The 25,127-nt window shown below is 35.6% G+C and carries 25 protein-coding genes; 6 read left to right on the top strand and 19 right to left on the bottom strand.

Translation table 11 applies throughout. From position 1 onward, the window contains the following. The first annotated feature begins 107 nt into the window (after nucleotides 1–107). A complete protein-coding gene (locus ACMAZI_RS10055; RefSeq protein ID WP_412474030.1) occupies nucleotides 108–2,774 on the top strand; it encodes a valine--tRNA ligase in 2,667 nt (888 codons plus the stop codon). Nucleotides 2,775–2,802: 28 nt separating this feature from the next. Here the strand turns inward: ACMAZI_RS10055 and ACMAZI_RS10050 are convergent, their stop codons facing one another. From ACMAZI_RS10050 to ACMAZI_RS10035, 4 genes are read right to left on the bottom strand one after another with little or no spacing between them, the layout of a single operon-like run. Then, entirely contained in the window at nucleotides 2,803–3,339 is a 537-nt protein-coding gene (locus ACMAZI_RS10050) for a GNAT family N-acetyltransferase (protein ID WP_115362221.1), read from the bottom strand. A 51-nt stretch (nucleotides 3,340–3,390) separates the two neighbouring features. Next, on the bottom strand, nucleotides 3,391–4,323 hold the full coding sequence (locus ACMAZI_RS10045) for a hypothetical protein (protein WP_115362224.1): 933 nt from the start codon (nucleotides 4,321–4,323) through the stop codon (nucleotides 3,391–3,393). Next, nucleotides 4,304–5,038 (bottom strand): EI24 domain-containing protein, encoded by a 735-nt coding sequence (locus tag ACMAZI_RS10040; protein ID WP_115362226.1) that lies wholly within the window; start codon nucleotides 5,036–5,038, stop codon nucleotides 4,304–4,306. The genes ACMAZI_RS10045 and ACMAZI_RS10040 overlap by 20 nt, the downstream gene beginning before the upstream one ends. Before the next feature lie 3 nt (nucleotides 5,039–5,041). Beyond that, nucleotides 5,042–5,452, bottom strand: a complete 411-nt coding sequence (locus tag ACMAZI_RS10035) for a DUF309 domain-containing protein (protein WP_115362228.1) — start codon at nucleotides 5,450–5,452, stop codon at nucleotides 5,042–5,044. Nucleotides 5,453–5,582: 130 nt separating this feature from the next. Here ACMAZI_RS10035 and hisC point away from each other — a divergent pair, with 130 nt between their 5' ends. The 5 genes from hisC (at nucleotide 5,583) to ACMAZI_RS10010 (ending at nucleotide 10,237) form a co-directional block, all read left to right on the top strand. Continuing rightward, a complete protein-coding gene (gene hisC / locus ACMAZI_RS10030; RefSeq protein WP_115362230.1) occupies nucleotides 5,583–6,716 on the top strand; it encodes a histidinol-phosphate transaminase in 1,134 nt (377 codons plus the stop codon). Beyond that, on the top strand, nucleotides 6,713–7,717 hold the full coding sequence (locus ACMAZI_RS10025; RefSeq protein WP_120404089.1) for a fumarylacetoacetate hydrolase family protein: 1,005 nt from the start codon (nucleotides 6,713–6,715) through the stop codon (nucleotides 7,715–7,717). Before hisC ends, ACMAZI_RS10025 begins: the two co-directional genes overlap by 4 nt. Beyond that, nucleotides 7,717–8,823 (top strand): homogentisate 1,2-dioxygenase, encoded by a 1,107-nt coding sequence (locus ACMAZI_RS10020; protein ID WP_233500258.1) that lies wholly within the window; start codon nucleotides 7,717–7,719, stop codon nucleotides 8,821–8,823. The genes ACMAZI_RS10025 and ACMAZI_RS10020 overlap by 1 nt, the downstream gene beginning before the upstream one ends. A 2-nt stretch (nucleotides 8,824–8,825) precedes the next feature. Continuing rightward, the gene (locus tag ACMAZI_RS10015) at nucleotides 8,826–9,455 is read left to right on the top strand and encodes a flavin reductase family protein (RefSeq protein ID WP_334678717.1); all 630 of its coding nucleotides are present in this window, start codon (nucleotides 8,826–8,828) and stop codon (nucleotides 9,453–9,455) included. Between the two features lie 131 nt (nucleotides 9,456–9,586). Beyond that, entirely contained in the window at nucleotides 9,587–10,237 is a 651-nt protein-coding gene (locus ACMAZI_RS10010; RefSeq protein WP_412474029.1) for a hypothetical protein, read from the top strand. 34 nt (nucleotides 10,238–10,271) lie between these two features. On the opposite strand, the gene ACMAZI_RS10005 is transcribed toward ACMAZI_RS10010, so the two are convergent. The 15 genes from ACMAZI_RS10005 to ACMAZI_RS09935 form a co-directional block, all read right to left on the bottom strand. Next, nucleotides 10,272–11,018, bottom strand: a complete 747-nt coding sequence (locus tag ACMAZI_RS10005; protein WP_412474028.1) for a hypothetical protein — start codon at nucleotides 11,016–11,018, stop codon at nucleotides 10,272–10,274. Between the two features lie 95 nt (nucleotides 11,019–11,113). Further along, complete coding sequence (tig, locus tag ACMAZI_RS10000) at nucleotides 11,114–12,394, bottom strand: trigger factor (RefSeq protein WP_120404085.1); 1,281 nt, start codon at nucleotides 12,392–12,394, stop codon at nucleotides 11,114–11,116. Nucleotides 12,395–12,505: 111 nt separating this feature from the next. After that, a complete protein-coding gene (gene truA, locus ACMAZI_RS09995) occupies nucleotides 12,506–13,270 on the bottom strand; it encodes a tRNA pseudouridine(38-40) synthase TruA (protein ID WP_412474027.1) in 765 nt (254 codons plus the stop codon). Further along, complete coding sequence (locus ACMAZI_RS09990) at nucleotides 13,257–14,228, bottom strand: hypothetical protein (protein WP_120404083.1); 972 nt, start codon at nucleotides 14,226–14,228, stop codon at nucleotides 13,257–13,259. Before ACMAZI_RS09990 ends, truA begins: the two co-directional genes overlap by 14 nt. Then, the gene (gene pssA, locus ACMAZI_RS09985; protein WP_412474026.1) at nucleotides 14,209–14,970 is read right to left on the bottom strand and encodes a CDP-diacylglycerol--serine O-phosphatidyltransferase; all 762 of its coding nucleotides are present in this window, start codon (nucleotides 14,968–14,970) and stop codon (nucleotides 14,209–14,211) included. The genes ACMAZI_RS09990 and pssA overlap by 20 nt, the downstream gene beginning before the upstream one ends. Next, nucleotides 14,963–15,559, bottom strand: coding sequence for a hypothetical protein (locus tag ACMAZI_RS09980; RefSeq protein ID WP_412474025.1), 597 nt, complete (start codon nucleotides 15,557–15,559; stop codon nucleotides 14,963–14,965). Before ACMAZI_RS09980 ends, pssA begins: the two co-directional genes overlap by 8 nt. Nucleotides 15,560–15,595: 36 nt before the next feature. Next, nucleotides 15,596–16,189, bottom strand: a complete 594-nt coding sequence (locus ACMAZI_RS09975; RefSeq protein ID WP_412474024.1) for a hypothetical protein — start codon at nucleotides 16,187–16,189, stop codon at nucleotides 15,596–15,598. Next, nucleotides 16,189–17,739, bottom strand: a complete 1,551-nt coding sequence (gene rseP / locus ACMAZI_RS09970) for an RIP metalloprotease RseP (RefSeq protein WP_412474023.1) — start codon at nucleotides 17,737–17,739, stop codon at nucleotides 16,189–16,191. The genes ACMAZI_RS09975 and rseP overlap by 1 nt, the downstream gene beginning before the upstream one ends. A gap of 8 nt (nucleotides 17,740–17,747) precedes the next feature. Beyond that, nucleotides 17,748–18,566, bottom strand: a complete 819-nt coding sequence (locus ACMAZI_RS09965; RefSeq protein ID WP_115362254.1) for a phosphatidate cytidylyltransferase — start codon at nucleotides 18,564–18,566, stop codon at nucleotides 17,748–17,750. A gap of 12 nt (nucleotides 18,567–18,578) precedes the next feature. After that, nucleotides 18,579–19,331, bottom strand: a complete 753-nt coding sequence (gene uppS, locus ACMAZI_RS09960) for a polyprenyl diphosphate synthase (protein WP_115362256.1) — start codon at nucleotides 19,329–19,331, stop codon at nucleotides 18,579–18,581. Nucleotides 19,332–19,338: 7 nt separating this feature from the next. Further along, complete coding sequence (gene frr / locus ACMAZI_RS09955; RefSeq protein WP_115362258.1) at nucleotides 19,339–19,896, bottom strand: ribosome recycling factor; 558 nt, start codon at nucleotides 19,894–19,896, stop codon at nucleotides 19,339–19,341. A gap of 10 nt (nucleotides 19,897–19,906) precedes the next feature. Beyond that, the gene (gene pyrH / locus ACMAZI_RS09950; protein ID WP_115362260.1) at nucleotides 19,907–20,614 is read right to left on the bottom strand and encodes a UMP kinase; all 708 of its coding nucleotides are present in this window, start codon (nucleotides 20,612–20,614) and stop codon (nucleotides 19,907–19,909) included. Between the two features lie 67 nt (nucleotides 20,615–20,681). After that, nucleotides 20,682–21,566 carry a translation elongation factor Ts gene (gene tsf, locus ACMAZI_RS09945; protein WP_115362262.1) on the bottom strand — a complete coding sequence of 295 codons (885 nt, stop codon included), beginning with the start codon at nucleotides 21,564–21,566 and terminating at the stop codon, nucleotides 20,682–20,684. A 26-nt stretch (nucleotides 21,567–21,592) separates the two neighbouring features. Beyond that, on the bottom strand, nucleotides 21,593–22,375 hold the full coding sequence (gene rpsB, locus ACMAZI_RS09940) for a 30S ribosomal protein S2 (protein WP_115362264.1): 783 nt from the start codon (nucleotides 22,373–22,375) through the stop codon (nucleotides 21,593–21,595). A 186-nt stretch (nucleotides 22,376–22,561) separates the two neighbouring features. After that, the gene (locus ACMAZI_RS09935) at nucleotides 22,562–24,994 is read right to left on the bottom strand and encodes a DNA translocase FtsK (protein WP_115362266.1); all 2,433 of its coding nucleotides are present in this window, start codon (nucleotides 24,992–24,994) and stop codon (nucleotides 22,562–22,564) included. Between the last annotated feature and the right edge of the window lie 133 nt (nucleotides 24,995–25,127).

Genomic DNA, 25,127 nt, shown 5'->3' with positions numbered 1-25,127 from the left:
TATATTTTTTGAAATTTCAATAGTTTACCCATCTATTTTTAAAAGAAAAAATGTGTATCATATGATATATAATTTCAAATATTTAAATCGATAAAAGGAAGAAAGTTGTGACAAAATCATTCGAAGATTTACCGAAGACTTATAGCTCAAATGATGTTGAGAAAAAGTGGTATAAAAAGTGGGAAGGTGAAAAGTACTTCGCTCCAAAAGCCGGAAAGACAGGTGAGTCTTTTTGCGTCATCATGCCACCTCCAAATGTCACAGGTATTCTTCACGCAGGTCACGCTCTTGATATAACAACACAAGATGCCCTTATTCGTTTTAAAAGAATGAAAGGATATGAAACTCTGTTCCTTCCTGGTATGGATCACGCAGGTATTGCAACTCAATCAAAAGTTGAAGAGCTAATTTGGAACGAAGAGAAGAAAACAAAGCACGACTATTCTCGAGAAGACTTCTTAAAGAAAATTTGGGAATGGAAAGAGCAATATGGTGGTGTTATTGCAAACCAACAAAAAGTAATGGGTGCAAGTTGTGATTGGGATTACTCAATGTTCACAATGGACCCTGAGGCAAATGATGCTGTAAGACGTGCATTTGTGACTCTTTATAATGAAGGCCTTATCTATCAATCAGATTATATTGTTAACTGGGATCCAAAACTACAATCAGCAATTTCTGATGCAGAAGTGGATCACAAAGAAATTAATGGTGCCTTCTATCATATTCTATATTCTGTAAAAGATAGTGATATTAAGCTAGAAATTGCAACGACACGACCAGAAACTCTTCTTGGAGATACAGCTGTTGCCGTTAATCCAAATGATGAAAGGTTTGCTCACTTAATTGGTAAGAAAGCGATTGTTCCTCTATGTAATAGAGAGGTTCCAATCGTTGGTGATGAGCATGTTGATATTGAAAAAGGAACTGGTTGCCTTAAGGTTACACCAGGTCATGACTTTAATGACTTTGATATTGGAAAACGACATAATCTTGAAATAATCAATATTCTTAATCTAGACGGAACTCTTAATGAGCACGGACTAGAGTGGCAAGGCCTACCTTGTAAGAAAGCTCGTAAAGGCGTAGTTGAAAAGTTAAAAGAACTAGAGTTATTTGTTAAAGAAGAAAAGCACGTACATCAAGTTGGTCATGGAGAAAGATCAGGCGTTGTTATTGAGCCAATGATTTCAAAGCAATGGTTTGTTGATGTAAATTCTATGGCCAAAGAAGCTGTAGAAAGAGTTGAAGATGATACAACTCGATTCTATCCTAAAGGGTGGGAGAACACTTACTTTGCTTGGCTTCGTGAACCAAAGAATTGGTGTGTTTCACGCCAGCTTTTATGGGGACACCGAATTCCAGTATTTACTTGCAACTCTTGTGAGCACCAATGGGCAGACGAAGAACTTGAACCAAGCTCTTGTCCAAAGTGTAGTACAAAAGATTATACACAAGATCCTGATGTACTAGATACATGGTTCTCTTCTGGGCTATGGCCAATGACGACACTTGGCTGGCCAAATAAAGAAAGAATGGAACAAAGAGGATTCGATAAGTTCTATCCTACTTCAGTACTTATTACAGGTTTTGATATCATTTTCTTCTGGGTAGCTAGAATGATGATGATGGGAACAAAATTCTCTAACAAGGTTCCTTTTGATAAAGTTTATATCCATGCAATCGTTCGAGATAAACTTGGTCGCAAGATGAGTAAATCTCTTGGTAATGGAATTGATCCGATTGAAATGGTTGAGCAATATGGTGCAGACGCATTTCGTTTTACACTAGCAGCAGGCTCTGGCTACAATCGTGCCATTAATCTTGATCCAGAAAGAATCGCAGGATACAGAAACTTCATTAATAAAATATGGAATGCTTTCCGTTTCATCTCACCATTCTTAGATCTTGCAAATAAAGAACTTCCTGCAAAGCTTGATGATCAAGAGAAATGGATACTATCAGAACTTAATGATGCAACGAAAGTTGTCAATGAATCACTCGATGCTTTCCGCTACGACGATGCATGTTCTGAAGTATATTCATTTGTATATGATAAATTCTGTTCTTGGTTTATTGAACTTTCTAAAAACACTCTTAACGGAGATGATCAAGAAGCAAAAACTCAAAGAGCAACTGTTCTAAAGTACTGCTTTAGAAAGATCACTGCCCTTCTTCACCCAATCACTCCTTTCATCACTGAAGAGCTTTGGGGATACTTAAAGGAAGAAAACGAAGACCTACTAATCTCAGCCGATTACCCAGAATACGATACATCTCTTAACTACCCAAGTGAACAAGTTAAGATGAATAAGTTTATTGAAGTTGTTTCAAGTATTCGCTTCCTAAGGCAATCAGTAAATATTAAACCTAAAGATGAGGTTGAAGTTGTCCTTTTAACAGATGATGAAGAAGCATCTTCTTACTTTGCAGACAATATGGCAGGCTTACAAGATCTCGCTCGTGCAAAAGATGTAGAGATTGCAGCCAAATCTACTGAGAACCCGAAAAAGTGTATTATGAAAGCAACAACTCACACGGATATCTTCTTAAAGCTTGATGGTGTAATTGATCTAGATGCTCAAATCAAACGTCTTGAAAAAGATTATGATAAGACAAAGAAAGAGCTAGATAAAATTGGCAAGAAATTAAATAACGAAAAGTTTATGGCAAATGCACCTGATGAAGTCGTTACAGAAGTTAGAGAAAAAGCCGCAAGCTTTGAAGAAAAAATAAAATCGCTAGAAGAACAAATCGAACAATTCAAATCATAAAAAAAGGCCTCTTTAAAGAGGCCTTTTTTTATATTTCAAAGTAAAAATACTCTTCTTGGTAAACTTCCCCGTTGAACTCAAATGGAGACTCTTTCAACAACTTAGCACCGTTATTAATAAAGAAGCCTTTTGATGGATTCTCTTTAAATGTACAAAGATAAAAGCAATCATAACCACGGTTTTTAAAATCTTTCACAACTGCTTCAAATAACTGTTTACCCATTCCTGACTTTTGATATTTTTTTAAAATATAAAAATCATAAATTTCACCAGGGATACCATGCTCATGCTCTCTCGCTGGCCCATAATCGATAAATCCAGCAACATCACCATCAGGGCCATGAAAGACAAGTGTCCCCCCCTCTGTTGGGCGTCTTGGAATTTTTCTTTCCCAAGCTTGTTGAACGTCGGAGTATTTAAGTGAGTAGAGATATTCTTTTGAAAGAATGCCTTTGTAATTTTCCCAAAAGCAATCAACATAAATGCGGGCCAGAGATTTGATATCATCAACCTCGACAGGAAGGATTTCAAATGGTGCAAATGTATGATCTTTTGCGGCCGCCATAGGTTTATTTTATCAACTTTCCCACTGGCCCGCAACGTTGGGTCTTTGTGCTTAAGGAACGAGCCTAAGTGACTGATAATTTAAGATATAATCTTCTAAATCAGGAAAAGCTTTCAATGAGATCGTCTCACTTATACCGTATGAAAGAAGAGAACTTCCGCTAAAATTAAGTCGACCAATTGACTCAGGCATGTACTTCCACTGTGGTAGTTCATCATCTTCGTCACAAATAAGAAATGCTAACTGACCTCGGTTTCGAGACATTTGAGCGATGGCCAGATTATCAGTTATAACTCCATCAAACTCATCGATTCGACGGGCCAAAACATTTGAAGACTCACTAAAAAGGCTAATTGCTCCATGAACTTTAACTGCATCATAGATATCCACACTTTGTGAGGATATGTAACCATGTAGTTTTATCGTAGGTAAACATTCTGCGATAAAATTAATTTTTTCAATGAATGCTACATCCATTTTATGTGGAAAAGAGATAAATATATTTCTTATATTTTGATGAGTGAAAGAATTATCGATTGCAGGGTTATTAAAGTCACCTTCGATAGCATTTAAACTGCTAACTTTTTTTTCATCAAGAAATTCTCCTGAGAACTCAGGAAGTGAGACCTGATAGAAAAAGCTCTTTGGCCCACCTTGTAATCCTATTTTTATATTTGCTCTAAAGGCCAAGCCTAAGAATGCAGAATACATATCGCTAATAAAGTCGATATAGTAATCAGTATTAAAAATATCGTGAAGATTTGCAGCAAATTTATGTGCAGCAAACATCGATTCTGTTTCCTTTTTAGATATTGGATAGGCCCAACAACGAGAAGGTAACCAAAAGTCTTCTAATTCAAGCCCATCATTGTAAACGATGGCCACTTGATTATCTTCATTCTCATTCAATATCGCTTGTACTACAGGTAAAACAGAGGCGAACTCTGTTGCATCTCCTGTAACCCTAAGAAGAAACTTCTTCATTACTTGCCTGCTTATTTATTCTTAACTCACAAAAGATAACAGTAAAAAAGACAACTGCCAGAGGTAAGAAAAATAGATTTAAAAGAGGAATCGAAATAAGAAACATAAAACAAACTCCACCAAGTAAATAAGGGAGAAAGCCTTTTCTTACATCTCTAATGCATTCTGAGACTCTAAGCTCATGTCTTGCCCATGAGTAGTCGATAAAAGAAATTGCTAAGATTAATCCACCTAAAATAAAAGTAACTGGTGGAAAAACAAATCCAAACGCGATGTTTATCACTGATAAAATAACAATGACTCCTACTTTCTTTACTTCGTTTAAAAGAATGCTAGGTAATCTTTTAAATGTAGCAACAAGAGTGTCTGACTCTTTTTTTTGAAGATTATATATAACTTCAACTCTTGCACTTAACATGTCATTAAATGGAGAGGCGATAAAAGAGATAACAAGGAAAAAAGTCCAATTAATAATAACGCCTAATAAGACAATCAACACACCAGAGAAGACAGTACTCACCCATCCTTGATCTGGATACTTTTCATTAATATAACCATGACCCCATGTTGAGACTTCATTAAATGCGTATTGTCCTAAAAAGTAATAGAGAGCAAAGCCAATTATTACCGGACATAATGCAATAAGAATCATCTTCTTATCTGATTTTAATATATTCATTGAGCGAAAAAAGAAATATGGAATTTTACTTACCATTTTTTATACACCTTGTTTTAATGGAAATTTAAAAGACTTTAACTCTTTAAAGTCTGAAAGCTTTGGAGAATGTGGAATCTTCTTTACTATTCTCTTAAGCCTTTGCCAGTCTAAATATTTATCCATTATATCTGACTCCACGTGATTTTTTTCGATGAAGTCAATTTTACCTTTTGCTTTATTAACCATCCCACTTGCTCCATTAAGATTGTCATCCTCATGGTGATAGAGAGACGTAGCTAGTTGAATAACTACCCAATAGACATAACGAGCATTATCTCCCATTGCATCCATCCATAGATCTTCAATAACTTCATGGCACATCCAATAGTGCCCAGTGTTATATAATTCTAGACCTTCTTGAATAAGCTCTAGATGTTCAGGGGTAAATTGTCCAAAGTGATATTTCGTCATAAATGATAGTCTAAATCATCCTAATCCTAAGTACATGATGCACCGGTCAAAACTATTCAATTAGCACTAAAGAAGTTAGAATCACTCAGGTTAATATCAATTTAAATTACTTAGAAGAATAAGGAGCAACATGCACCGCAAAGACCTTGTCCCAGAATATTTAAAAAACTTACAAGTTTACCAAGCAGGTAAACCTATTGATGAAGTTGTAAGAGAGAAAGGACTAACAAGAGTTTCAAAACTTGCCTCAAACGAAAATCCACTTGGGCCATCTCCATTTGCTATTCGTGAAATGACAAGAGGACTCTGGGATCTTCATCGTTATCCAGATATGCATGCATATGCTTTAAAATCTAAACTGGCAGATATATACGATTTAAAACTTGAGAATATTATTTTAGGTAATGGCTCTGAAGGTATTATGGCCTATATTGCTCGAGCTTTCCTAAGACCGGATGATGAAGTCTTAACATGTGATAATACTTTCATTGGTTTTTATATTCTTGCACGAAGTGTGGGAGCAAAACTTAATAAAGTTCCACTCACTGAAGACTATCGCTTTGACGTAAAGGCATTAGCTAAAAATATTACAGATAAAACGAAAGTCATCTATATTGCAAATCCCAATAATCCGACTGGAACTTATATTACAAAAGAAGAATTTGATTATCTAATGGAGTACGTACCTCCACACGTTCTCGTAATACTTGATGAAGCCTACTTTGAATTTGCTCAAGATCAAGAAGATTACCCAGACTCAATGAATTACCGATATGACAACGTTCTTACTTTAAGAACTTTTTCTAAAGCCTATGGCCTATCTGGAATTCGCGTCGGATACGGTTTTGGCCATGCAGAATTAATAGGCTATCTTTCTAGAGTTAAGCTTCCATTTGAACCTAATTTAATTGGACAACTTGGAGCTGTTGGCGCACTTGAGGATCAACCACACCTAGATCGTACACTTAGAAATAATAGAAAAAGATATGATGAACTAATGAGCTTTTTAGAAGAGAGGGACTTCTCTCCTATTAAGTCCATAACAAATTTTGTCACAATTAAAACAGGCAGTAGTGAAGCAAGTGACTTCATGTTTGAGGAACTCCTTAATGAGGGTGTTATTATAAGAAAACTTGTGGCCAATGAAATGCCAGAATTCGTACGCATCAGTATTGGAACGAAGGATGAGATGAAGCACTTCTTTGAAGCTTTTGACAGAATACTACCTGCATATAACAAAAGATTTAGAAAGGATCTCGTATGAAAATTTGTCAGTATATAACTCATGGATCAAATCGACCAGAAGCAAGACTTGGAATTCTCACTGATGACGGTCTTGTCATTGACCCTAACAACGTTTGGGCATGTGATTATGAAAGAGAAGGTTATTTTAATTTTTGGCAAAGGGCCAATCATGTTTGCCCTCCTTCTCTATTAGAGATTCTTCAAACAAAAGATGATCCAATTGATTTCTTAGGGGAATGTTATGGTCTCTATCTATTCTTAGAAAAAGTAGGTGATCTTACTCTTAAAGATGGTACACCAATTGCCTTTAAAACTGATGATGTTAATTTGAGAACTCCTATTGATAAAATTCCAAATTATCGCGACTTCTATGCACATGAAAAACATGTTGCTGCAGGATTCAAAAAAAGAAAAGAGCCAATTCCAGAAGCTTGGTATGAGATTCCTGCTTACTATAAAGGTCCAACACATGGTTTTATTGGCCATCAACAAGAAGTTCTTTGGCCAAGTTATACAGAAATTCTCGATTATGAATTAGAGCTAGGAATGGTAATCGCAAAAGATGGAATTAATATTCGTGAAGACGATGCAAAGGATTATATCTTTGGCTTCACTATCCTAAATGATATATCAGCTCGCGATATTCAAAAGAAAGAAATGGCCGTCCGTCTTGGGCCGGCCAAAGGCAAAGACTTCTGTTCAGTCATTGGACCAGTTATTACAACATTTGATGAATTTGATTTTAAAGAACCAAATCTTAAAATGACTGCAACGGTCAATGGAGAGAAATGGTCAGAAGGATTCTCTGGAGACTCTCATTACAGTTGGGCACAAATGATTGCTCACGTCTCTCAAGACGAATGGGTACTATCTGGTGATCTTTTTGGTTCAGGTACAGTTGGTACAGGATGTGGACTTGAGATCGATAAATGGCTAAAGCCTGGGGATGAAATCACACTTGAAGTAGAAGGTATTGGAAAGTTAACCAATAAGATAGGATCTAAAAGAGGTACTAGATAATGGCAACTGATAATAAAATGGAAAGTTTTAAAGCAAGCGGTGTCTACACTAAGCAGGCACACGTTGATATCCCAGAGGGGTTATATGAAGAAGAACATGGACGCAATGGCTTCTTTGGGCGAGTCAGCCAACTTTATCACACACAACCACCAGTTAACTGGACAGATATTTCGGGAGACTTAAAACCTAAGAATCTTCCTTCACTTTTTTCACATCCAGATCTTAAAGATGACTTTCAAACGATCTTAGCTAATACAGATTGTGAACTAAGTCTTGGAACACTGACAAAGTCTCTGGACTTCTTTTTAAGAAATGCAGACTTTGATGAACTTTACTTTGTTCACGAAGGTAGTGGAACTTTTGAAACAATTTATGGACACATACCTTTTGTTAAGGGTGATTACATCGTTATTCCTCGCGGTACAACTTATATAATAAAGATTACTGAAGAGGCTAAATTCTTCCAAGTTGAGTCTCGCTCAGAATTTGAAGAGCCTTCACGTGGACTTCTTGGGCCAAATGCACTTTATGATCAGACGGCGAAGTTTACGCCTGAAGCTGCACTAGGTTCAGATCAAGATTGGTCAGAATATAAGGTAAGAGTTAAAAGGCTTGGTGAAATTACAACCATCACTTATCCATTTAACCCTCTTACGGCAAAAGGATGGAAAGGATCAGTCTATCCATGGAAGATTTCAATCTATGATATCTGCCCTATCATGAGTCATCGCTATCATGTTCCACCATCAGGTCACACAACTTTTGTAGCAAAGAACTTTGTGGTTTGCTCATTTGTAGAAAGACCACTTGAGGATAAGAAACATAAGGTTCTTAAAGTTCCTTTCTATCACTCTAATATCGATTTTGATGAAGTCCTTTTCTATCATCAAGGAGACTTCTTTTCTCGTGATAATATCGATGCGGGAGCTCTTACATTTCACCCTCAAGGCGTTCATCACGGGCCACACCCAAAAGCCTTTAAAGCAGGTGAAGATAAATTATACACTGACGAGTATGCTGTCATGGTTGATACTCGCTACCCTCTAAAACCAACTAAGTGGTTTGAAGAGAATGAAAATAAAGACTACTGGAAAAGCTGGATGTAATTATGGCAACTTTTGATACAACAAAACAAGAATTTAAAGATAACTATAAACTACTAATTGGATCAGTCGTTCCAAGGCCAATTGCTGTGGTTTCAACTGTAAATGAAGATGGAACAAGTAATATTGCACCATTCTCGTTCTTCACAGTTGTTAGTGCAAACCCAATGATTATTGGGTTTACTCCAATGATTCGCTCAAGCGATGGAGAGCAAAAAGACACATTAAAAAATATTCTTCGCCAAAAAGAGTTTGTCGTAAACTTTGTTACAAAACATAATTATGAAAAGGTAAATCTTTGCTCAACTGAGCTTCCTCATGGTGAATCAGAATTTGATTTTGCAAAATTAACAGAACTTGATTCAGAAGTTGTCACTCCAAAAAGAATGAAGGAATCGCCAATACATTTTGAATGTAAGTTTAGAGACTCTCTAAGTTATGGTGATGTTCCGGGAACAGGAACATTCGTTACAGGTGAAGTTGTGAGAGTTCACGTTGAAGATGAGCTTCTTGATGAAGGGCGAATTGATCAAGATAAGTATGCTCCAATTGGACGTGGTGCCGGAAATGACTGGATTGTCTGTGATCACAGAGTTCAAATTGAGCGCTTAATGAAGGCACAAATCCAAAAATAACCAATAAATTCAAGCCCTTAGGGGCTTGAATACTTTCTTTACACCCCTAGTAATTTTTCCAATTTCAGCCACTTACCTCCCATTATTAGCTATTCTCTTTATAGAAACACACAATTAGAAAGAGGATAAATATGAAGAACTTACTTATTTTAACAATGCTCCTATCAACATCTGCTCAAGCAGACCTATTTGATAATTTAACAGCAAACTTAAACTTATCACCTTCTCAATCACAAAACTTAAGAAATGGACTATCTTCAATTCTTAATGGAGGTGGAAGTTCACAAGTAAAGATTAAAGAAAACCTAAGCTTTAATAAATGTTTTCAAATGCTTGAAGCCGCTAAGAATAAACAAATTAGTAACGATCAAGCACTAGTTAATATTGGTTATTCAACAAGAGCATTTTATTCTGATGTAATTGAAGGTGATTTTCGCCAATTCCATATAGAAGATACTCGTCAATTTGGTATTCAATTAATGCGTGGGCTCTCTGATACGAGAAGCATCCATATCAATTCATACTCTTCGGTAGAAACTGCTCCACAAAATGATCGTGATTGTTCAAATTATATGGATATTGAAAAAGTATCAAAAGTTAAGATTGATGGAAAAGTATGTCGAAAAGTAGATCTTGTCTTAAATGCTATCGATCCAAATACTCAAAAGAAGTATAAACAGCAAGCATCTAATATTTTCTGCGAAGGTGAAAATAATATTAAGGCCGATTTCACTGGAAAAGACTTTGATGTAATTTATGAAATGAATGAAATTATTGATTAAAAGATAGCCGCTGAAATCAGCGGCTTTTTTATTTTTAAAATGTATAACCTAAGCTTAATCCGTAAGTAAAATCATCAGAGTTATTCTCTTTATATGAAGAATTCAAGAAAGAGTAACCTGACTCTATTTGAACGTAGGCACTATCAAAATCAAGCCTCAATCCTGGTAAAACAAGAATAACCTCAGGTGACTGTTCTCCATCATACTCAACGGTAGCGCCATCTTTTAAAACACCGTCAACTTTATATTCCATAAAAACAGTATTCAAATAAAATAACAACTCTGAATTAACACGATAACCGATATTTAAAGAAGCTCCTAATGACTTCGCCTTAAGGTCTGTTGTGTATGATTTCGAATCTGTATTTAGTGTTCCATTCTCATGATAGCCAAAGCCAAACTCTCCTTGAAGAGATACTTTAAGACCACTTGTTGAACGATCTCCTCCTACAAATTGGTATTTAACCTTTAATAGATCAGATGTATCAGGGTAGGTTTGAAGTCCAATATCAAGACGAGGCATCAGTCCAACATTCCCTTTAAAAGTTAATAAGGGTTCTGGCCCTGTTACTGATTCCTGTGCCGTCGTTCCACTAATAACAAAGTCATAAGCTTCAGCAAGATCCACGTCGTATCCACTTGCAGCACCTATTGCAACATCAAACTTACCAAGCCCACCAGCTGTTTCCGGACTATCGAGACGAGAAGTTGGGATATTGTAATCGAGTTGAGCACAGCTCATTAATGATAATAAAATAAAGGTAAAAATAATCGATCTCATAAACTCTCCAAAAAAACATATTTAATAATTATATTAGAGATTTGAGATTTTAAAAGAAGGAATAAAAAAGCCCGCTTTGAGCGGGCCTTTTTTAATTATTTGATTTTTAGTTCTTCATGAAGTTTTGCAAAAGTTTTTTCTTCACGGATTGCATACATAAGGTTTGCTTTCATGCGCTCATCTCTTGTGTAGAATTCTTTTACTTGATCAGCTGTAAGTCCTGAAAGACCTGCACTTTCTTCAATTTTTGCATCAAAGTCAGCTTCAGTTGATTCAATTTCAAATTTAGTTGCAAGATTCTCAAGAATAAGACCTGACTTAACTTGGAAAAGAGCTTTCTCATCAAGATCACCGGCCCATTTCTCAAAGTATTCACCTAGCATATCTTCTGTAAAACCTTGTTGCTTTAGGTTATTAGCAAGATCGTTCTTTAAGTGTTCTTTTTGTTGAGCAACCATTGTTGAAGGAACGTCAAAAGAGTTCTCTTCAATTAGTTTTTCAAGGATTTCTTGATTTAACTTTTCAGCAGCTTGTCTTTCGTTTTGCTTAGTTAGGTTTTCTCTTGTTTTAACTTGGAAATCTTCTACAGATTCAAAACCAAGCTCTTTTGCAACTTCGTCAGTAAACTCTGGAAGTTTTCTTTCTTTAATTTCTAGAAGTTCAACATGAAACTTAACTTTTGCATCTTTAAGTTCTTCTACGTGATACTCAGTTGGGAAAGTAAGTTCAATTGTCTTCTTCTCACCTGCTTTCATACCGATCATTTGATCTTCGAAACCTGGAATAAATTGACCAGAGCCAATCTCTAGAAGGTATTCTTCACCTTTCATATTTTCTGGTTTTTCACCGTCAGCTTTTTCACCTTCAAAGTTCATTACAGCGAAAAGTCCGTTCTCAAGAGCAGTACCTTCTGCAGCTTCAACCATTTCAGCTTTAGGAGCTAAGTAGTTTGTACGTACTTTTTCAATATCTGCATCTGTTACTTCTACTTTATCTTTTGTGAAAGAAAGTTTTGAGTAATCTTTAAGTTCAACAGTTGGGAATACTTCAACGACAGCATCAAAAGAAACTGATTTTCCATCTTTGTAATCCATGTTTTCGAAGTTAGGGTAACCAACTACTTTTAGATCTTCTTTATTGATTGCTTCAAAAAGTTCTTTTTGTACGAAACGATTTAGAGCATCACCTTCAACTTGTGGACGATATAGCTTTTCAACCATAGCGATTGGCGCTTTACCTTTTCTGAAACCTTTAATTGAAACAGACTTTTGCTTCTCTTTAAGAGCTACAGTAATTTGCTCTGAAAGGTCTAGGTTATCAAATGTAAAAGATAATTTCTTAGTACAGTCATTAACTTGTTCTACTTTATAAGTCATGAATAAATCCTCACTACGCTATGCGACATTATTATAATTAAGAATAGCCGAAATTAGCCAGAATAGGCCAAAAAGTCAATGAATATCAGGGTTTTAGGTGTATAAGATTGGTTAATACTGAACATCAAAGAGGTAAAGACCTTGTGGTGGTGCTGTTGGAGCGATCTTATTCTCACTCGGATTGTTAAATTGATTAAGAATATCTCTCTCTTCAATCTTTCCTTCAGCATATGACCAAACTGCTGACACAACTAGTCGAACCATTTGCTTAAGAAATCCACTACCAGAAACCTCAAAGATGTAAACATCTTCACTTAACCCTGGTCCATAATTTATATTTTCTTTAAAGATGTGGCACTTAGTTATCTCTCTGATAGTCGTCTTAACAGGAGTTCCTTTAGTGGAAAATCCCTCAAAGTCATGACTGCCAATAAAGATCTTACATGCCTCATTCATCTTAGTTAGATTAATATCCTTCCCAATAAAAGAGACCGTATCTTTTAAAAATGGATTGGAGATTTTATTTAAACTAAAGACATAACGATAGGTTTTTGATTTTGCATCATACACAGGCTGAAAGTTATCATGGGCCATCTCAACATGGCTTGCTCTAATACTTTCAGGCAATAAGCTATTTAATGCATTTTTTAAATTATCTTCTTCAATCTTCAGAGGCATTTTTACTCGGGTAACTTGTTTAACAGCATGCACTCCTGCATCTGTTCGTCCACATCCTACAACCTGAATATCTTGAGATTTAGAAATTTTTTGAACGACTTTTTCAATTTCACCCTGAATGCTTTTTTGATCTATTTGCTTTTGCCAACCGAAGAAGCCGCTACCATTATATGAAAAAGTAATCTTATAAGTATTCAAAGTTAAAACCTATCCCGAAAGAGGTTCCAGTTACTTTAAAATCTTCTCTTTTAAATCCAGATAATTCCATTGTTCTGGCCACTAAACTAATGCTCATATCAGATACATCACTAAACTTTTTCAAGCTTAGGCCAAACTCAGGGAATATATTATAAATAGAAAAATCAAGAGATGCAGATCCATTAAAGCCATATCCAACTTGTCTTATATCTTTTCCATCTTCACCATCTTCTCTGTCATCTCGATTTTGCCATATTGGAGCGATAGTTGGTCCACCTTGCAGAGTTAAAGAAAAATAGCGACTCGGATTAATCTTTAAACCAAGATTTAAATCGATAGGAAAAATCCATAAGTTAAATGTCGTTTGAGATAAGGCCCCTGTATTAAAGCTTCCTTTTCCCGAATTAAAAGAGACACCAACATTTCCTTGAAAGAATGTTGAAATATAATTTCTTTGGAAATAGTGCTTATAACTTGCAAATAAATAACCGGCTTGGACTGAGTCAGCTTCTGCTGAGCTATTATTAAAGGTATTTTCGAATGTTCCAGAATTATCATAATAATCAAACGTATCATATATATAAGAGAAGCCAATCTGCGACTTTGTTGCTTGATAGCTATCTTTTAGAATTTCTTCAGTCGTAAATTCTGCGTATTCATTCTTATGAGATTTAAAAAGAATTGAGTCCTCTTCAGAAGCACTTTCGAGCCACTTCTTATCCTTGGCAGACATTTGAGCACCCTTAAGCTCCTCTTCTGTATACTGTTGAGGAACAGAACCAAAAATATTAGGTACAGAAGTATTATCAGATGGTTCACTAGAGTCTGAGTTTTCATAAGGAGAATCTTTAGGATCCAACTCTCCTGAAACAGTATGGCCAGATATTTCAGCAAAACCATTAAATGAAAATAATAATCCTATTAATAAAATATAGAGATTAAGATTCGTTTTCTTCATCATTGTCTTCCCAGTCAAATATTTCAACTTTTGTGTCTTTACTGAATATATTATACACCATACATCCAAGCACATAAGCAGAAATGAGCACGAAAATCATCAGTTTCTCGTAAATAAAGACCATAACAAGGATTAGAAGTATTAAAGCTAGAACCTTTCTTCGATTCTTTCTAACATAATCAGAATTCTTAAAAGAATTAAACGGAATATTTGAGATCATTAGTAAGGCATAGAAAACAACATAAGCGGCTGCATAGTAATTTCTATACATTCCAAAGTCGAATTCCAATGTCACCATAATAAAACCAATTATAGCAATGGCCGCTCCAGGAATTGGTAACCCCTGAAAGTAGTTAGAAGGAACTTTATTAATATTAGCATTGAATCTTGCAAGCCTAAGTGCTCCACATAGGAGATAGAGGAAAGAGATGATCATTCCCGCACGACCAAGATCCTGAAAATATTTAAAATAAATCATAAAGGCCGGTGCCATACCAAAAGAGATGACATCACTAATTGAGTCAAACTGCTCACCAAATTCTGATTGAGTGCCTGTTAATCTAGCGATACGTCCATCAACACTATCAAAAATTGCACCCAAGATGAGAATCATACAAGCACCATAATAAAGGCCCTTTGTTGCCATAATGATAGCTGCAAAACCACAACCCATATTTAATGCTGTGAATGTATTTGGTAGAAAAAATGTTAATCGATGTGGTTGTGTATCATATTTATTCATGTGATTCCTCATTGTAGCGTCCAATAATTGTTTCACCACCACGAACTTTTTCATGAAGCTTAACCAGAGATTGAACGTTGTCTAACTCCATTTTAACGGTGGCACCAAAAGGATAAAATCCAAAATCAACTTGTCTTCTTCCTAAATCACCTGGAAGAACAACGAGTTCTGGATTTCTTTTAAATATAGAATTGATAAAGAAAAGACGAATCTTTCTATTGTCTCTATCTTCTATCGTTACTTTATTTCCGTGTTCTTTATTATTAAAAGAGACATTATTAAAGCGGCCTGAAATTGGTAAATAAATACCATATCCACTTAAGAGATTCATTTTTATAGAAATTTCTGTCTTCTGATCATCAATCGTTTTAATCTCTGAGATCCTTCCTGAAACGGGTGCGTAAATCGTTCCAGCAGTTGTAACCTGATCCTCTTTGAAGAAAATAAATTTTCGACGAAATAAAAACAGAAAAAGACTAACTAATAAAAGATAGATTAATAAAATATAAAAGCTAAACAAGAGCATCAGAAGAAATGCTATGACAATTATGAAATTAATAGTCGACTTAGATAGATAAAATATTTTCACTCTTATAAAGTACCAATATTATGCTGACATGTCATACTAAGACTTTTTAAATTCAACATGTAGGGGTCTAAAATAATAAGGTCTCTTCCTCATCTTTTCAGAAATAACCTTCTTAAATATGGACTGTGGCCGTGAGATTAGAATATCTCGAGTATCCTTAGCACATTGAGAGCTTAATTCATTTTCCCCATGAGTATATAAGAGGGACTTATCAACACCAGAGGCAAACGCTCCAAAGTCTTCTTCACTTAGAAGTTTTTCCTCGCCACTTGTACGAATATAGTACTCCCTTTTAAAGGCAGGAAAAACCCAATGCCCATCTGTGTCTCCGAGCATTTCAGGGATATCTGAACTATAGAATGAAAATACCGGTAATTTTTCTAATTCAAAGATTTGTGCAAAACCTTCTCCAACTCTCATGCCAGTATAGGAACCGGGCCCCGCAATAGTGACTAGTCCTTTTAGATTAGCTATTTCTATGCTGTGCTTTTCTAATAAAGAGTGAACTTTTGCATGCAGAATTTCTGATGTCTTCTTTGTTTCAACAACTTCACTTTCTATCCATGAGAAGTTCTCATCAAGAAGACCAAAGTGAAGTAAATGTGATGTATCAATAAATAAGTATGCCATTAGAAAAATCTAGTAAAGTCGTTAAACAGTGCTCCAATCATTAATAGAAGAAGTACTGAAAGACCAAATTGTTGAGCGATCTCAAGCTTTCTTCGTGAAAGTGGCCCACCATTTATAGCCTCTAAAATAAGAAAAACAATATGCCCACCATCCAAGACAGGGATAGGAAATAAATTAATAACTCCAAGATTAATTGAGATTAATGCCATTAACTGAAAGAAATACGATATTGATGTATTAAAAGAGTCAGAAGCAACCTTTCCAATTGATAAAGGGCCTCCAATATTCTTTAAAGATACCTCTGCCGTAATTAACTTCTTGAAGCCTTCAAAAGTTTTAACAACTCCATCCCATGTACGATAGAAACTTCTTGGTATTGCAGAAAAGAAATTCATTGGCTCTGTTGTAACATATCTACCAGGAGCATAAATACCATAACTATAAACACCAATTAACTTAACTGTTTCATCACCTTGAGTTTTCACTTCTGGAGTGATCTGAAAATCTTTAAGCTTACCATTTCTAATAACTTTTAAGCTTGCTGCCCCATCTGTATCCTGAATTCGACCTCTAAGTCGATCAAAAGAGTAAACTCTTTCTCCTCCAACATTTGTAATAATGTCACCGGCCAATAAACCGGCTTTGTCTGCAGGAGACTTCATTTGTACACTCTTAATGATTAAGTCCATTGGATATAAGTCATTAGCGACAAGAGATTCTTTTAAGTCACCACTTACTTCGATCTCTCTTACAACTTTAGCGTTCTTATCAAATATTGGTTTATTAGTTTCACTATCAATACTTTTAACTGGAAATACGTAAACTTTCTGTGTGTTAATTGATAACTCTTCTAAGCTATATTTTGTATTAGGCTTGTTGCTATTAGAAATTAAGAAAATATCGCCATTCTTTGATTTTACTATTGGAAGAAGTAAAAACGGAGGATAGTTAACTAGCTCTTGAAAGAATTGTTCAGGCTTCATATCAACTGAAACCTCTTTTGATTCTCCTAAACGATTAACTGTAATCGAATGAATATGGCCATCACTCTCTAACACGATATCACTTGGAGAAGTAATACGATGCTCATTTACTTTATTAACAATATCTCCACTTCTGAAGCCTAGCTTATAAAATTTTGACTCTGTCGTAACATTTCCAATCTTTATCTCAGGAACTTTTTCTCCTGTTAAAAATAATGCAAAGAAAATAAAAAATGCCAAAATAAAGTTTGCTAATGGCCCACCAAAAACAATCCAAAATCTTTGCCACTTTTTCTTATGAATAAATGAGTATTTTCTTTCTTCTTCAGGAACACCATCTTTATTAAATGGATCGTCCCCATACATTTTGACATATCCCCCCAGAGGGATTGCAGAAAACGCGTACTCTGTATCACCTTTTTTCCACTTAAATAATTTAGGGCCAAAGCCAATTGAAAAGACTTCAACTCTTACTCCAAAAAGTCTGGCAAATAAGAAGTGTCCCAGCTCGTGAAAAAATACAAGAGGTCCTAAAAATAAAATAAAAATGACGACTTTTTCTAACATGGTATTCCTTATAAAATTTTATCGCTTAATAATAAGGTGTAAAAAGGGATGACAAATAATAGGCTATCAATCCTATCGTAAACTCCACCATGCCCAGGTATTAAATTTGAGCTGTCCTTTACACCAATCTGTCTTTTAAATTTTGACTGAACTAAATCACCAACTTGACTTAAAATTCCCAAAATAAAAAAGATCAGTATATATTTTACCTCAAAATTACCAATTAAATAATACCAGGCCAAAGTTCCTAGGATACCTGAAGTTAAGGCTCCACCAATAAGCCCTTCTATTGTCTTATTAGGACTGACCGCTTTCCACAACTTTGTTCGGCCAAAGTTCTTACCAAAGAACCAGGCCCCAGTATCCATTCCAAAGTTAAAGATAAGTAGAATGATTATAAGGCCTTGCCAATTTTCTCGATGAAGAAGTGAATGTAAGTTCAAAAATGGAATCAAAAAGATAACCATCGACATTATAGAAATACTTTTTAGAAACTTAACAAATCTCATGGAGTCCATTGGTGAAATGAACAAATATCCCATAAGTAAAATGTTCACTAAACATCCCGCCAGAGGGATCAGCTGATTTCCAAAAATCTGTGGATTCAATGTTGCCCAAGACTGAACACCTATTAGAATAAAGAAATTTAAGATAGAAAAAAGGCTTCCAATTTTTAAAGAAAGGAAATTAACACTAAACTCAAAAAGACAGGCGGCACTAACAAGGATGAGTAAAACTTCAATCCCGATAACACCAATTGAATAGGCAATGGCCACAATTCCTATCATCACTATCGCAGATAGGATTCTTTTCTGAGTATTTGTCATTATTAAGTCCGTTTAATTAATTAATCTAAAATTATTTTTCACTTGAGTCTTTGTTGCTGCCAATGACTCTGTTTCTGTTACTTGGCCAAAGCGTCTTTCACGTTTTTCAACTTCCATGATAATTTTTTCAAATTCAGTACAAGTAAAATTTGGCCACATTGTTTCAGTGAAATACAACTCACCATAAGCAATTTGCCATAATAAGAAATTTGAAATTCTCTGATCGCCACCAGTTCTAATCATTAAGTCTACATCACCAAGTTCAGGCGCATGAAGAGCATTTGAAATACTCTCCTCAGTTACCTCAATATCTTCAGCAATTAATTTATTAACAGCACTAATAATTTCAGCTCTCCCACCATAGCCAAACGCAAATGTGAGCTTTAAGCCTGTATTATCTTTTGAATCTCGTTTTAGATCATCGATAATCTTTACTGTATCTTTTGGAAGCTTAGAGATATCACCAATGATATTGAATTTGATATTATTCTTTAAGACTTTATTTCGTTCTTTAATTAAGAACTTTTTTAGAAGTAGAAATAAGGTTCTAATCTCAGAAGGGGGACGTCCCCAGTTTTCTGTTGAAAATGCATAGAGGGTTAAAGCCTTAACCCCCATATCATCTGCTTTTTCAACGATATTACTTACAACAGAACTTCCACGAACATGACCCCAAACACGACGATGGGCGCGGTTCTGTGCCCAACGCCCATTTCCGTCCATTATAATTGCGACATGTTTAAGTTTATTAACTTGAAAGTCCATATTTCTATTAGAGAGTAAGTAGCTCTTTTTCTTTTCCTGCTACAATTTCATCAACTTGTTTTGTAAACTTATCTGTAACAGTTTGAATTTCAGCTTGAAACTTCTTTGAATCATCTTCAGAAATTTCTTTTGCTTTCTCTGCCTTTTTTACCGTTTCGTTTCCATCACGACGGGCATTTCTTATTTGAATCTTGCTATCTTCACCAATCTTTTTGATTTCTTTTACCTGCTCTTTTCTTCTTTCTTCTGTTAGAGCTGGGAATTGAATTCTAATTAGGTTTCCATCGTTTGATGGAGTTAGTCCTAAATTTGCATTGATAATTGATTTTTCAATTTCACTTATAAGTGTTTTATCAAATGGTTGAATTTGAAGTAATCGAGCCTCTGGAGTTGAGATTTGCCCAACCTGATTAACTGGAGTTGGAGCTCCATAATACTCAACCATAACACCATCAAGAACAGATGCTGATGCACGTCCAGTTCTTACTTTTGTCAGTTGATGCTTTAGAGAATCAATTGCTTTTGACATATCTGTTTCAAGGCCAGCTTTAATTTCATTAATCATTTTATACCTCTTATTTAATAACTTTTGTTCCTATTGCTTCACCTCTTACGGCCTTTGCAATATTTCCATTTTCAAACATATTAAATACCACAATTTCCATCTCATTATCCATACAAAGTGAGATAGCGGCAGAATCCATAACTTTGATTCCCTTATTTAATACATCGATATATTTTAATTGATCGAACTTAACTGCGTCATCATATTTCATAGGATCTTTATCATAAATTCCGTCAACTTTTGTTGCTTTAAAGATTACCTGTGCGTCAATTTCATTAGCTCTTAACGCTGCCGCTGTATCAGTTGTAAAATATGGATTACCTGTTCCAGCTGCAAAGATAACAACGCGTTTCTTTTCTAAATGCCTTTCAGCGCGACGTCTGATATATGGCTCACAAATCTCTTGCATATCAATAGCTGACATAACTCTTGTAAACACACCTTTTTGCTCTAACGAGTCTTGCATTGCAAGTGCATTTATAACAGTGGCCAGCATTCCCATATGGTCAGATGAAGTACGATCCATTCCTCTAGTTGCTCCAGCTACACCGCGGTGAATATTTCCTCCACCAACAACGATAGCTACTTCAACACCCATCTCTACAAGATCTTTAACTTCCTCTGAGATTTGATTTAGAACATCGTGTGTAACACCGTAACCAGCTTCCCCTGCTAAAGCTTCACCTGATAGCTTTAATAGAATTCTTTTATATTTCATAAGTCCCCAAAACCTTGCAAAAAAAAAGGGCTTATAAAAGCCCTTTTCTTATATTTAGTAATTATTTTTACTGTTGAGTCATCTTAGCAACTTCGTCTGCTAAGTTATCTTCTTTCTTCTCAATCCCTTCACCAAGGTTGATTTTATGGAAAGCTTTTACAGTAATGTTACCACCAACTTTACCTGCTACATCAGCAACAAGTTTCTTGATAGTGAAGTCTGGGTTCTTGATGAATACTTGCTCAACAAGACAAACTTCTTTAGCAAGTTTTCCTAGTTTACCTTTAACGATCTGATCGATCATGTTCTCAGGCTTCCCTTCTTCTTTAAGTTGTGCACGGTAAACTTCTTCTTCTCTCTTCTTGTATGACTCATCAATGTCATCAGAAGTTAAGAAAGTTGGAGCAGCAGCTGCAACGTGCATTGCGATATCTTTTGCAAGTTCCGCAACTTCTGGAGCATCGGCCTTATCAGTATCTAGATCAACTAGAACACCAATTTTTCCACCGTGGTTATATGAACCAAGAACACCTGTAGTTTCAACTGCAGAGAATCTTCTTAGATCAATCTTCTCACCACATTTCATAGTAAGTTCAGTTGTTTCAGCATTTTTAGCTTCTTTAAGTTCATCAACAGAACCAGGCTTGTTAGCAAGAGTCCATTCAGCAACTGATTTTGCGAAACCTTGGAAGTCGTCACCTTTTGCAACGAAGTCTGTTTCACAGTTAACTTCAAGGATTACACCTTTGTTACCATCAACTACAGATACTACAGTACCTTCAGCAGCAACACGGCTTGCTTTTTTAGCAGCTTTTGCTAGACCTTTAGTTCTTAGGAAATCAACTGCCGCTTCTAGGTCTCCGTTTGTTTCTGTAAGAGCTTTCTTACAGTCCATCATACCTGCACCAGTTTTTTCTCTTAATTCTTTAACAGCGCTTGCCGTAATAGCCATCTTATACCTCGCTAATTATGATTTAATTATTCTTCTTCACCAGCTAAATCAATATCGTTCTCGTACTTAGAAAGAATTTCTTCTTCTAGAGCTTTATCGGCAGCTTTAGTTCCTGCAGCAGCTTTAGTCTTTCCACCACTTGCAGAGATCGCACCAGCGAAGTACTCAGAGAATAGAGTAATTGATTTGATTGCATCATCGTTACCTGGAACAATGTAGTCAACACCTTCTGGGTTACAGTTAGTATCAACGATTGCAACAACAGGAATACCTAGCTTGTTAGCTTCTTTTACTGCAATTCTTTCGTTATTTGGATCAACGATAACAACTGCACCTGGAAGCTTTCTCATATCCTTGATACCACCAAGGTTTTTCTCAAGCTTTTCAACTTCTTTTCCAACTTTGATTCTTTCTTTCTTAGTTAGAAGCTCGAAGTCACCTGTTTCTTTCATCTTTTCAACTTTTCTTAGTTTATCGATTGAAAGATTAATTGTTTTGTAGTTTGTAAGCATCCCACCTAGCCATCTGTTAGTTACGTAGTAAGCTCCACAAGAAGCAGCAGCATTCTTTACTGTTTCAGATGCTTGTCTTTTTGTAGCTACGAAAAGAATTGGCTTACCTTCAGAAGCAGTCTTCTTTAGGAAATCGTGAGCTTTCTTTGCCATTGGAATTGTTTTAGCAAGATCTAAGATGTAGATACCGTTTCTTTCACCAAATACATATGGCTTCATTTTTGGGTTCCACTTGTGTGTTTGGTGACCGAAGTGAGCACCAGCTTTTAATAGATCATTGATGTTTAATTCTGACATTATTACTCCTAAGTTGGTTAATTACACTAACTCGAACCGAACGGACCAACCCTTCGAGCAGCTGTTTATTTCGCGATATTGCGATGGTGCATTTTTAACACGATGACTTCAGGGATTCAATATTTTTTTGTAATATTTTTAAGGATGTATAGGCCTTGAACTAGACTCGCACAAGGCCTTTCGAGATTATAATGATGCCGAATTACCATCGACGAGGACGCGACGCGGCTTAGCCCCTTGAGCAGGACCAACTACACCACGCTTTTCGAGTTCCTCAATAAGATTTGCTGCTCGGTTATAACCAATTCTCAATCTTCTTTGTAACATTGAGGCTGACGCTGAGCGTGACTCCATGACAATTTTTACCGCATCATCATAAAGTGCATCTCCAGAGTTCGATGAAGATGGAGTCGAGATATGAGAACCATATGTATAATCATCTGTTTCAACCTCTCCACCATTCTCAAGAAATTCCATTGCTTTTTCATCAAAGCCTGGCTCAAGTGCTTCTAACTTATTAGTTAGTGCTTCAATTTCATTTTCATCAACATATGAAGAGTGAACACGTTGTGTATTAATTCCGTGTTTATATAGCATATCCCCTTTACCAAGAAGTCTTTCTGCTCCTATTTTATCAAGAATAGTACTTGAGTCCGTACGAGATGAAACCCTAAAGGCAACACGAGTTGGGAAATTAGACTTGATAACACCAGTAATAACATCAACTGATGGTCTCTGAGTTGCTAATACTAAGTGGATACCGGCAGCACGAGCTTTTGCAGCAATACGTGCAATATTATTTTCAATTTCTTTCCCAGCTTTTGTAAGTACGAGGTCTGCAAACTCATCAACAATAATAACAATATAAGGAAGTTCGTAATTTTCAGCTGTCGTATCCTCATAGTGATGATGAATTTTTGCCAGCATCTCCGGTGTCGCACGCTTAAGCTTTTCGTTGAATCCAGAAATATTTCTAACACCAAAATCTGCAAGAATTGAATAACGTCGATCCATCTCTTGGCAGGCCCACAATAATGAAATTGATGCTGTTTTGGCATCTGTCACAACAGGCATCAATAAGTGAGGTAGTTTCTTATAAAGTGCCATTTCTAGTTGTTTAGGGTCAATAAGAATTAACTTCATTTTCTCAGGTGACTTCTTCACAAGAAGAGAAACAAGTAGAGAGTTAATAAATACTGACTTACCGGCCCCTGTTGCACCAGCAACTAACATGTGTGGACAAGTCGCTAAGTCGATAACAAATGAGTCTCCGAATGCATTCTTCCCCATTGCAATTGGAAGAGAGTATTTAGAGTCTTGAAACTCTTGAGAACTTAAAACCTCATCTAAATATATGATATCACGAGGATTTCTAGGGACTTCAATACCAACGGTATCCTTACCAGACATCGCTGGAACAACCCTAATTGGGGCACCATAAAGGGCCAGAGATAAATCATCTGCTAATCCCGTAATTTTTGAAACCTTAACACCTGCACCTGGTCGGTACTCAAAAGTATCAACAACAGGACCTTTTAATACGTTTACAATTTCACCTTCAATTTTGAATTCTGTAAGCTTTGATTCTAGAAGTGTAATAATTTGTTCAAAGTAAGCTTTATCTGGCTCATTTGAAACCTTATCAACAGTACTTTCTTTTGCCGTATCAACAATATCAAAATATTGATTATCATTTTCACTATCAGCGATTCTATTTAAAGGTGCAGTAACATGGATCTTCTTAACCTGAGGCTCTCTTTGCGGTGATTTCTCTTCACTAGAAGCCTGTTGCTGCTGAAGATCGACTTGCTCAGCCTTTTGACTTTCATCTACTTTATCCTGCATATTAGTATTTGCAGTTAAAGTAGGCTTGATAATAGCATCTTCAATATCCTCATCTTTTGAATCATCTGATACATCATCGTCTTTTTTAGATTTTAAAATAGATGGAGTTTTAATTTTATTCAAAGAATCAAATAAGCCACTTTTTTCTTTTTTATCTTTTTTAGAGTCATCTTTAAGAATATTATCCATTCTCCTTTTTAGACTATTATCGTGCTCAATCTGAGCAATCGATTCTTTTTTAGCTAAGGGAGCAAGAAGGACCTGCTTAGCTTTCACTGTTTTGGCCGGTACAGATTTAGCAAAATAGAATGTTTTTACAATAGAATCCTTAAATCCAGTTCTGAAAGTCCCAAATAGAAAGGCAACAAAAGCTGCTGCTGTATAGATAGATAACCAAAGTGTTGTGAATCCATTTTTAAATGCGTATTGAAGGCCAAATCCTAAACTGTCTTGGAAAAATAAGAATGAAAGACTTCCAGAAACAAATACTAATGGAAAAAAGTTCAATACATCGACTAAATACTCTCGCTTATCATAAATGAAAGTATGACAAATAGAAAAAATGAAGAAAGGTATTAAAATCCATGGCCCACTAAAATAAGAAGCTAACTTTACCAATGAAAAAAAATAATAACTTAATATATTGCCTGAGTTTTCTGAAGTAATTGTAAAGTAATTATCAGGTAGATCATTTCCGAAATAGAAAGATGTAAATGAAAATAACGTGAGAACAAATAGTATAAGTAGTTGAGTTTTAAGGATATTTTTCTTCATATTAATATTGTATATGAAATGTTGCTAAAGGCAAAAGAAAAGGCTTATAGATAGGATTTAAAAGATTTTTAACCCCTAAAACAAAAAAAGCCAGATCATTGATCTGGCTTTTTATATAGAAGGTGCATCTTCC

The sequence above is a fragment of the Halobacteriovorax sp. YZS-3-1 genome (genome assembly GCF_047084945.1).
Classification (GTDB): Bacteria; Bdellovibrionota; Bacteriovoracia; order Bacteriovoracales; family Bacteriovoracaceae; genus Halobacteriovorax_A; species Halobacteriovorax_A vibrionivorans.
The sequence above is the reverse complement of the archived record's forward strand: the minus strand, read 5'-3'. Positions and strand labels throughout refer to the sequence as shown.

What these genes read in the sequence shown, in the direction of transcription:
- ACMAZI_RS10050 (WP_115362221.1), bottom strand. Translation starts at nt 3,339, where the DNA reads ATGGCGGCCGCAAAAGATCATACATTTGCACCATTTGAAATCCTTCCT.
- ACMAZI_RS10045 (WP_115362224.1), bottom strand. Translation starts at nt 4,323, where the DNA reads ATGAAGAAGTTTCTTCTTAGGGTTACAGGAGATGCAACAGAGTTCGCC.
- ACMAZI_RS10040 (WP_115362226.1), bottom strand. Translation starts at nt 5,038, where the DNA reads ATGGTAAGTAAAATTCCATATTTCTTTTTTCGCTCAATGAATATATTA.
- ACMAZI_RS10035 (WP_115362228.1), bottom strand. Translation starts at nt 5,452, where the DNA reads ATGACGAAATATCACTTTGGACAATTTACCCCTGAACATCTAGAGCTT.
- hisC (WP_115362230.1), top strand. Translation starts at nt 5,583, where the DNA reads ATGCACCGCAAAGACCTTGTCCCAGAATATTTAAAAAACTTACAAGTT.
- ACMAZI_RS10025 (WP_120404089.1), top strand. Translation starts at nt 6,713, where the DNA reads ATGAAAATTTGTCAGTATATAACTCATGGATCAAATCGACCAGAAGCA.
- ACMAZI_RS10020 (WP_233500258.1), top strand. Translation starts at nt 7,717, where the DNA reads ATGGCAACTGATAATAAAATGGAAAGTTTTAAAGCAAGCGGTGTCTAC.
- ACMAZI_RS10015 (WP_334678717.1), top strand. Translation starts at nt 8,826, where the DNA reads ATGGCAACTTTTGATACAACAAAACAAGAATTTAAAGATAACTATAAA.
- ACMAZI_RS10010 (WP_412474029.1), top strand. Translation starts at nt 9,587, where the DNA reads ATGAAGAACTTACTTATTTTAACAATGCTCCTATCAACATCTGCTCAA.
- ACMAZI_RS10005 (WP_412474028.1), bottom strand. Translation starts at nt 11,018, where the DNA reads ATGAGATCGATTATTTTTACCTTTATTTTATTATCATTAATGAGCTGT.
- tig (WP_120404085.1), bottom strand. Translation starts at nt 12,394, where the DNA reads ATGACTTATAAAGTAGAACAAGTTAATGACTGTACTAAGAAATTATCT.
- ACMAZI_RS09990 (WP_120404083.1), bottom strand. Translation starts at nt 14,228, where the DNA reads ATGAAGAAAACGAATCTTAATCTCTATATTTTATTAATAGGATTATTA.
- pssA (WP_412474026.1), bottom strand. Translation starts at nt 14,970, where the DNA reads ATGAATAAATATGATACACAACCACATCGATTAACATTTTTTCTACCA.
- ACMAZI_RS09975 (WP_412474024.1), bottom strand. Translation starts at nt 16,189, where the DNA reads ATGGCATACTTATTTATTGATACATCACATTTACTTCACTTTGGTCTT.
- rseP (WP_412474023.1), bottom strand. Translation starts at nt 17,739, where the DNA reads ATGTTAGAAAAAGTCGTCATTTTTATTTTATTTTTAGGACCTCTTGTA.
- ACMAZI_RS09965 (WP_115362254.1), bottom strand. Translation starts at nt 18,566, where the DNA reads ATGACAAATACTCAGAAAAGAATCCTATCTGCGATAGTGATGATAGGA.
- uppS (WP_115362256.1), bottom strand. Translation starts at nt 19,331, where the DNA reads ATGGACTTTCAAGTTAATAAACTTAAACATGTCGCAATTATAATGGAC.
- frr (WP_115362258.1), bottom strand. Translation starts at nt 19,896, where the DNA reads ATGATTAATGAAATTAAAGCTGGCCTTGAAACAGATATGTCAAAAGCA.
- pyrH (WP_115362260.1), bottom strand. Translation starts at nt 20,614, where the DNA reads ATGAAATATAAAAGAATTCTATTAAAGCTATCAGGTGAAGCTTTAGCA.
- tsf (WP_115362262.1), bottom strand. Translation starts at nt 21,566, where the DNA reads ATGGCTATTACGGCAAGCGCTGTTAAAGAATTAAGAGAAAAAACTGGT.
- rpsB (WP_115362264.1), bottom strand. Translation starts at nt 22,375, where the DNA reads ATGTCAGAATTAAACATCAATGATCTATTAAAAGCTGGTGCTCACTTC.
- ACMAZI_RS09935 (WP_115362266.1), bottom strand. Translation starts at nt 24,994, where the DNA reads ATGAAGAAAAATATCCTTAAAACTCAACTACTTATACTATTTGTTCTC.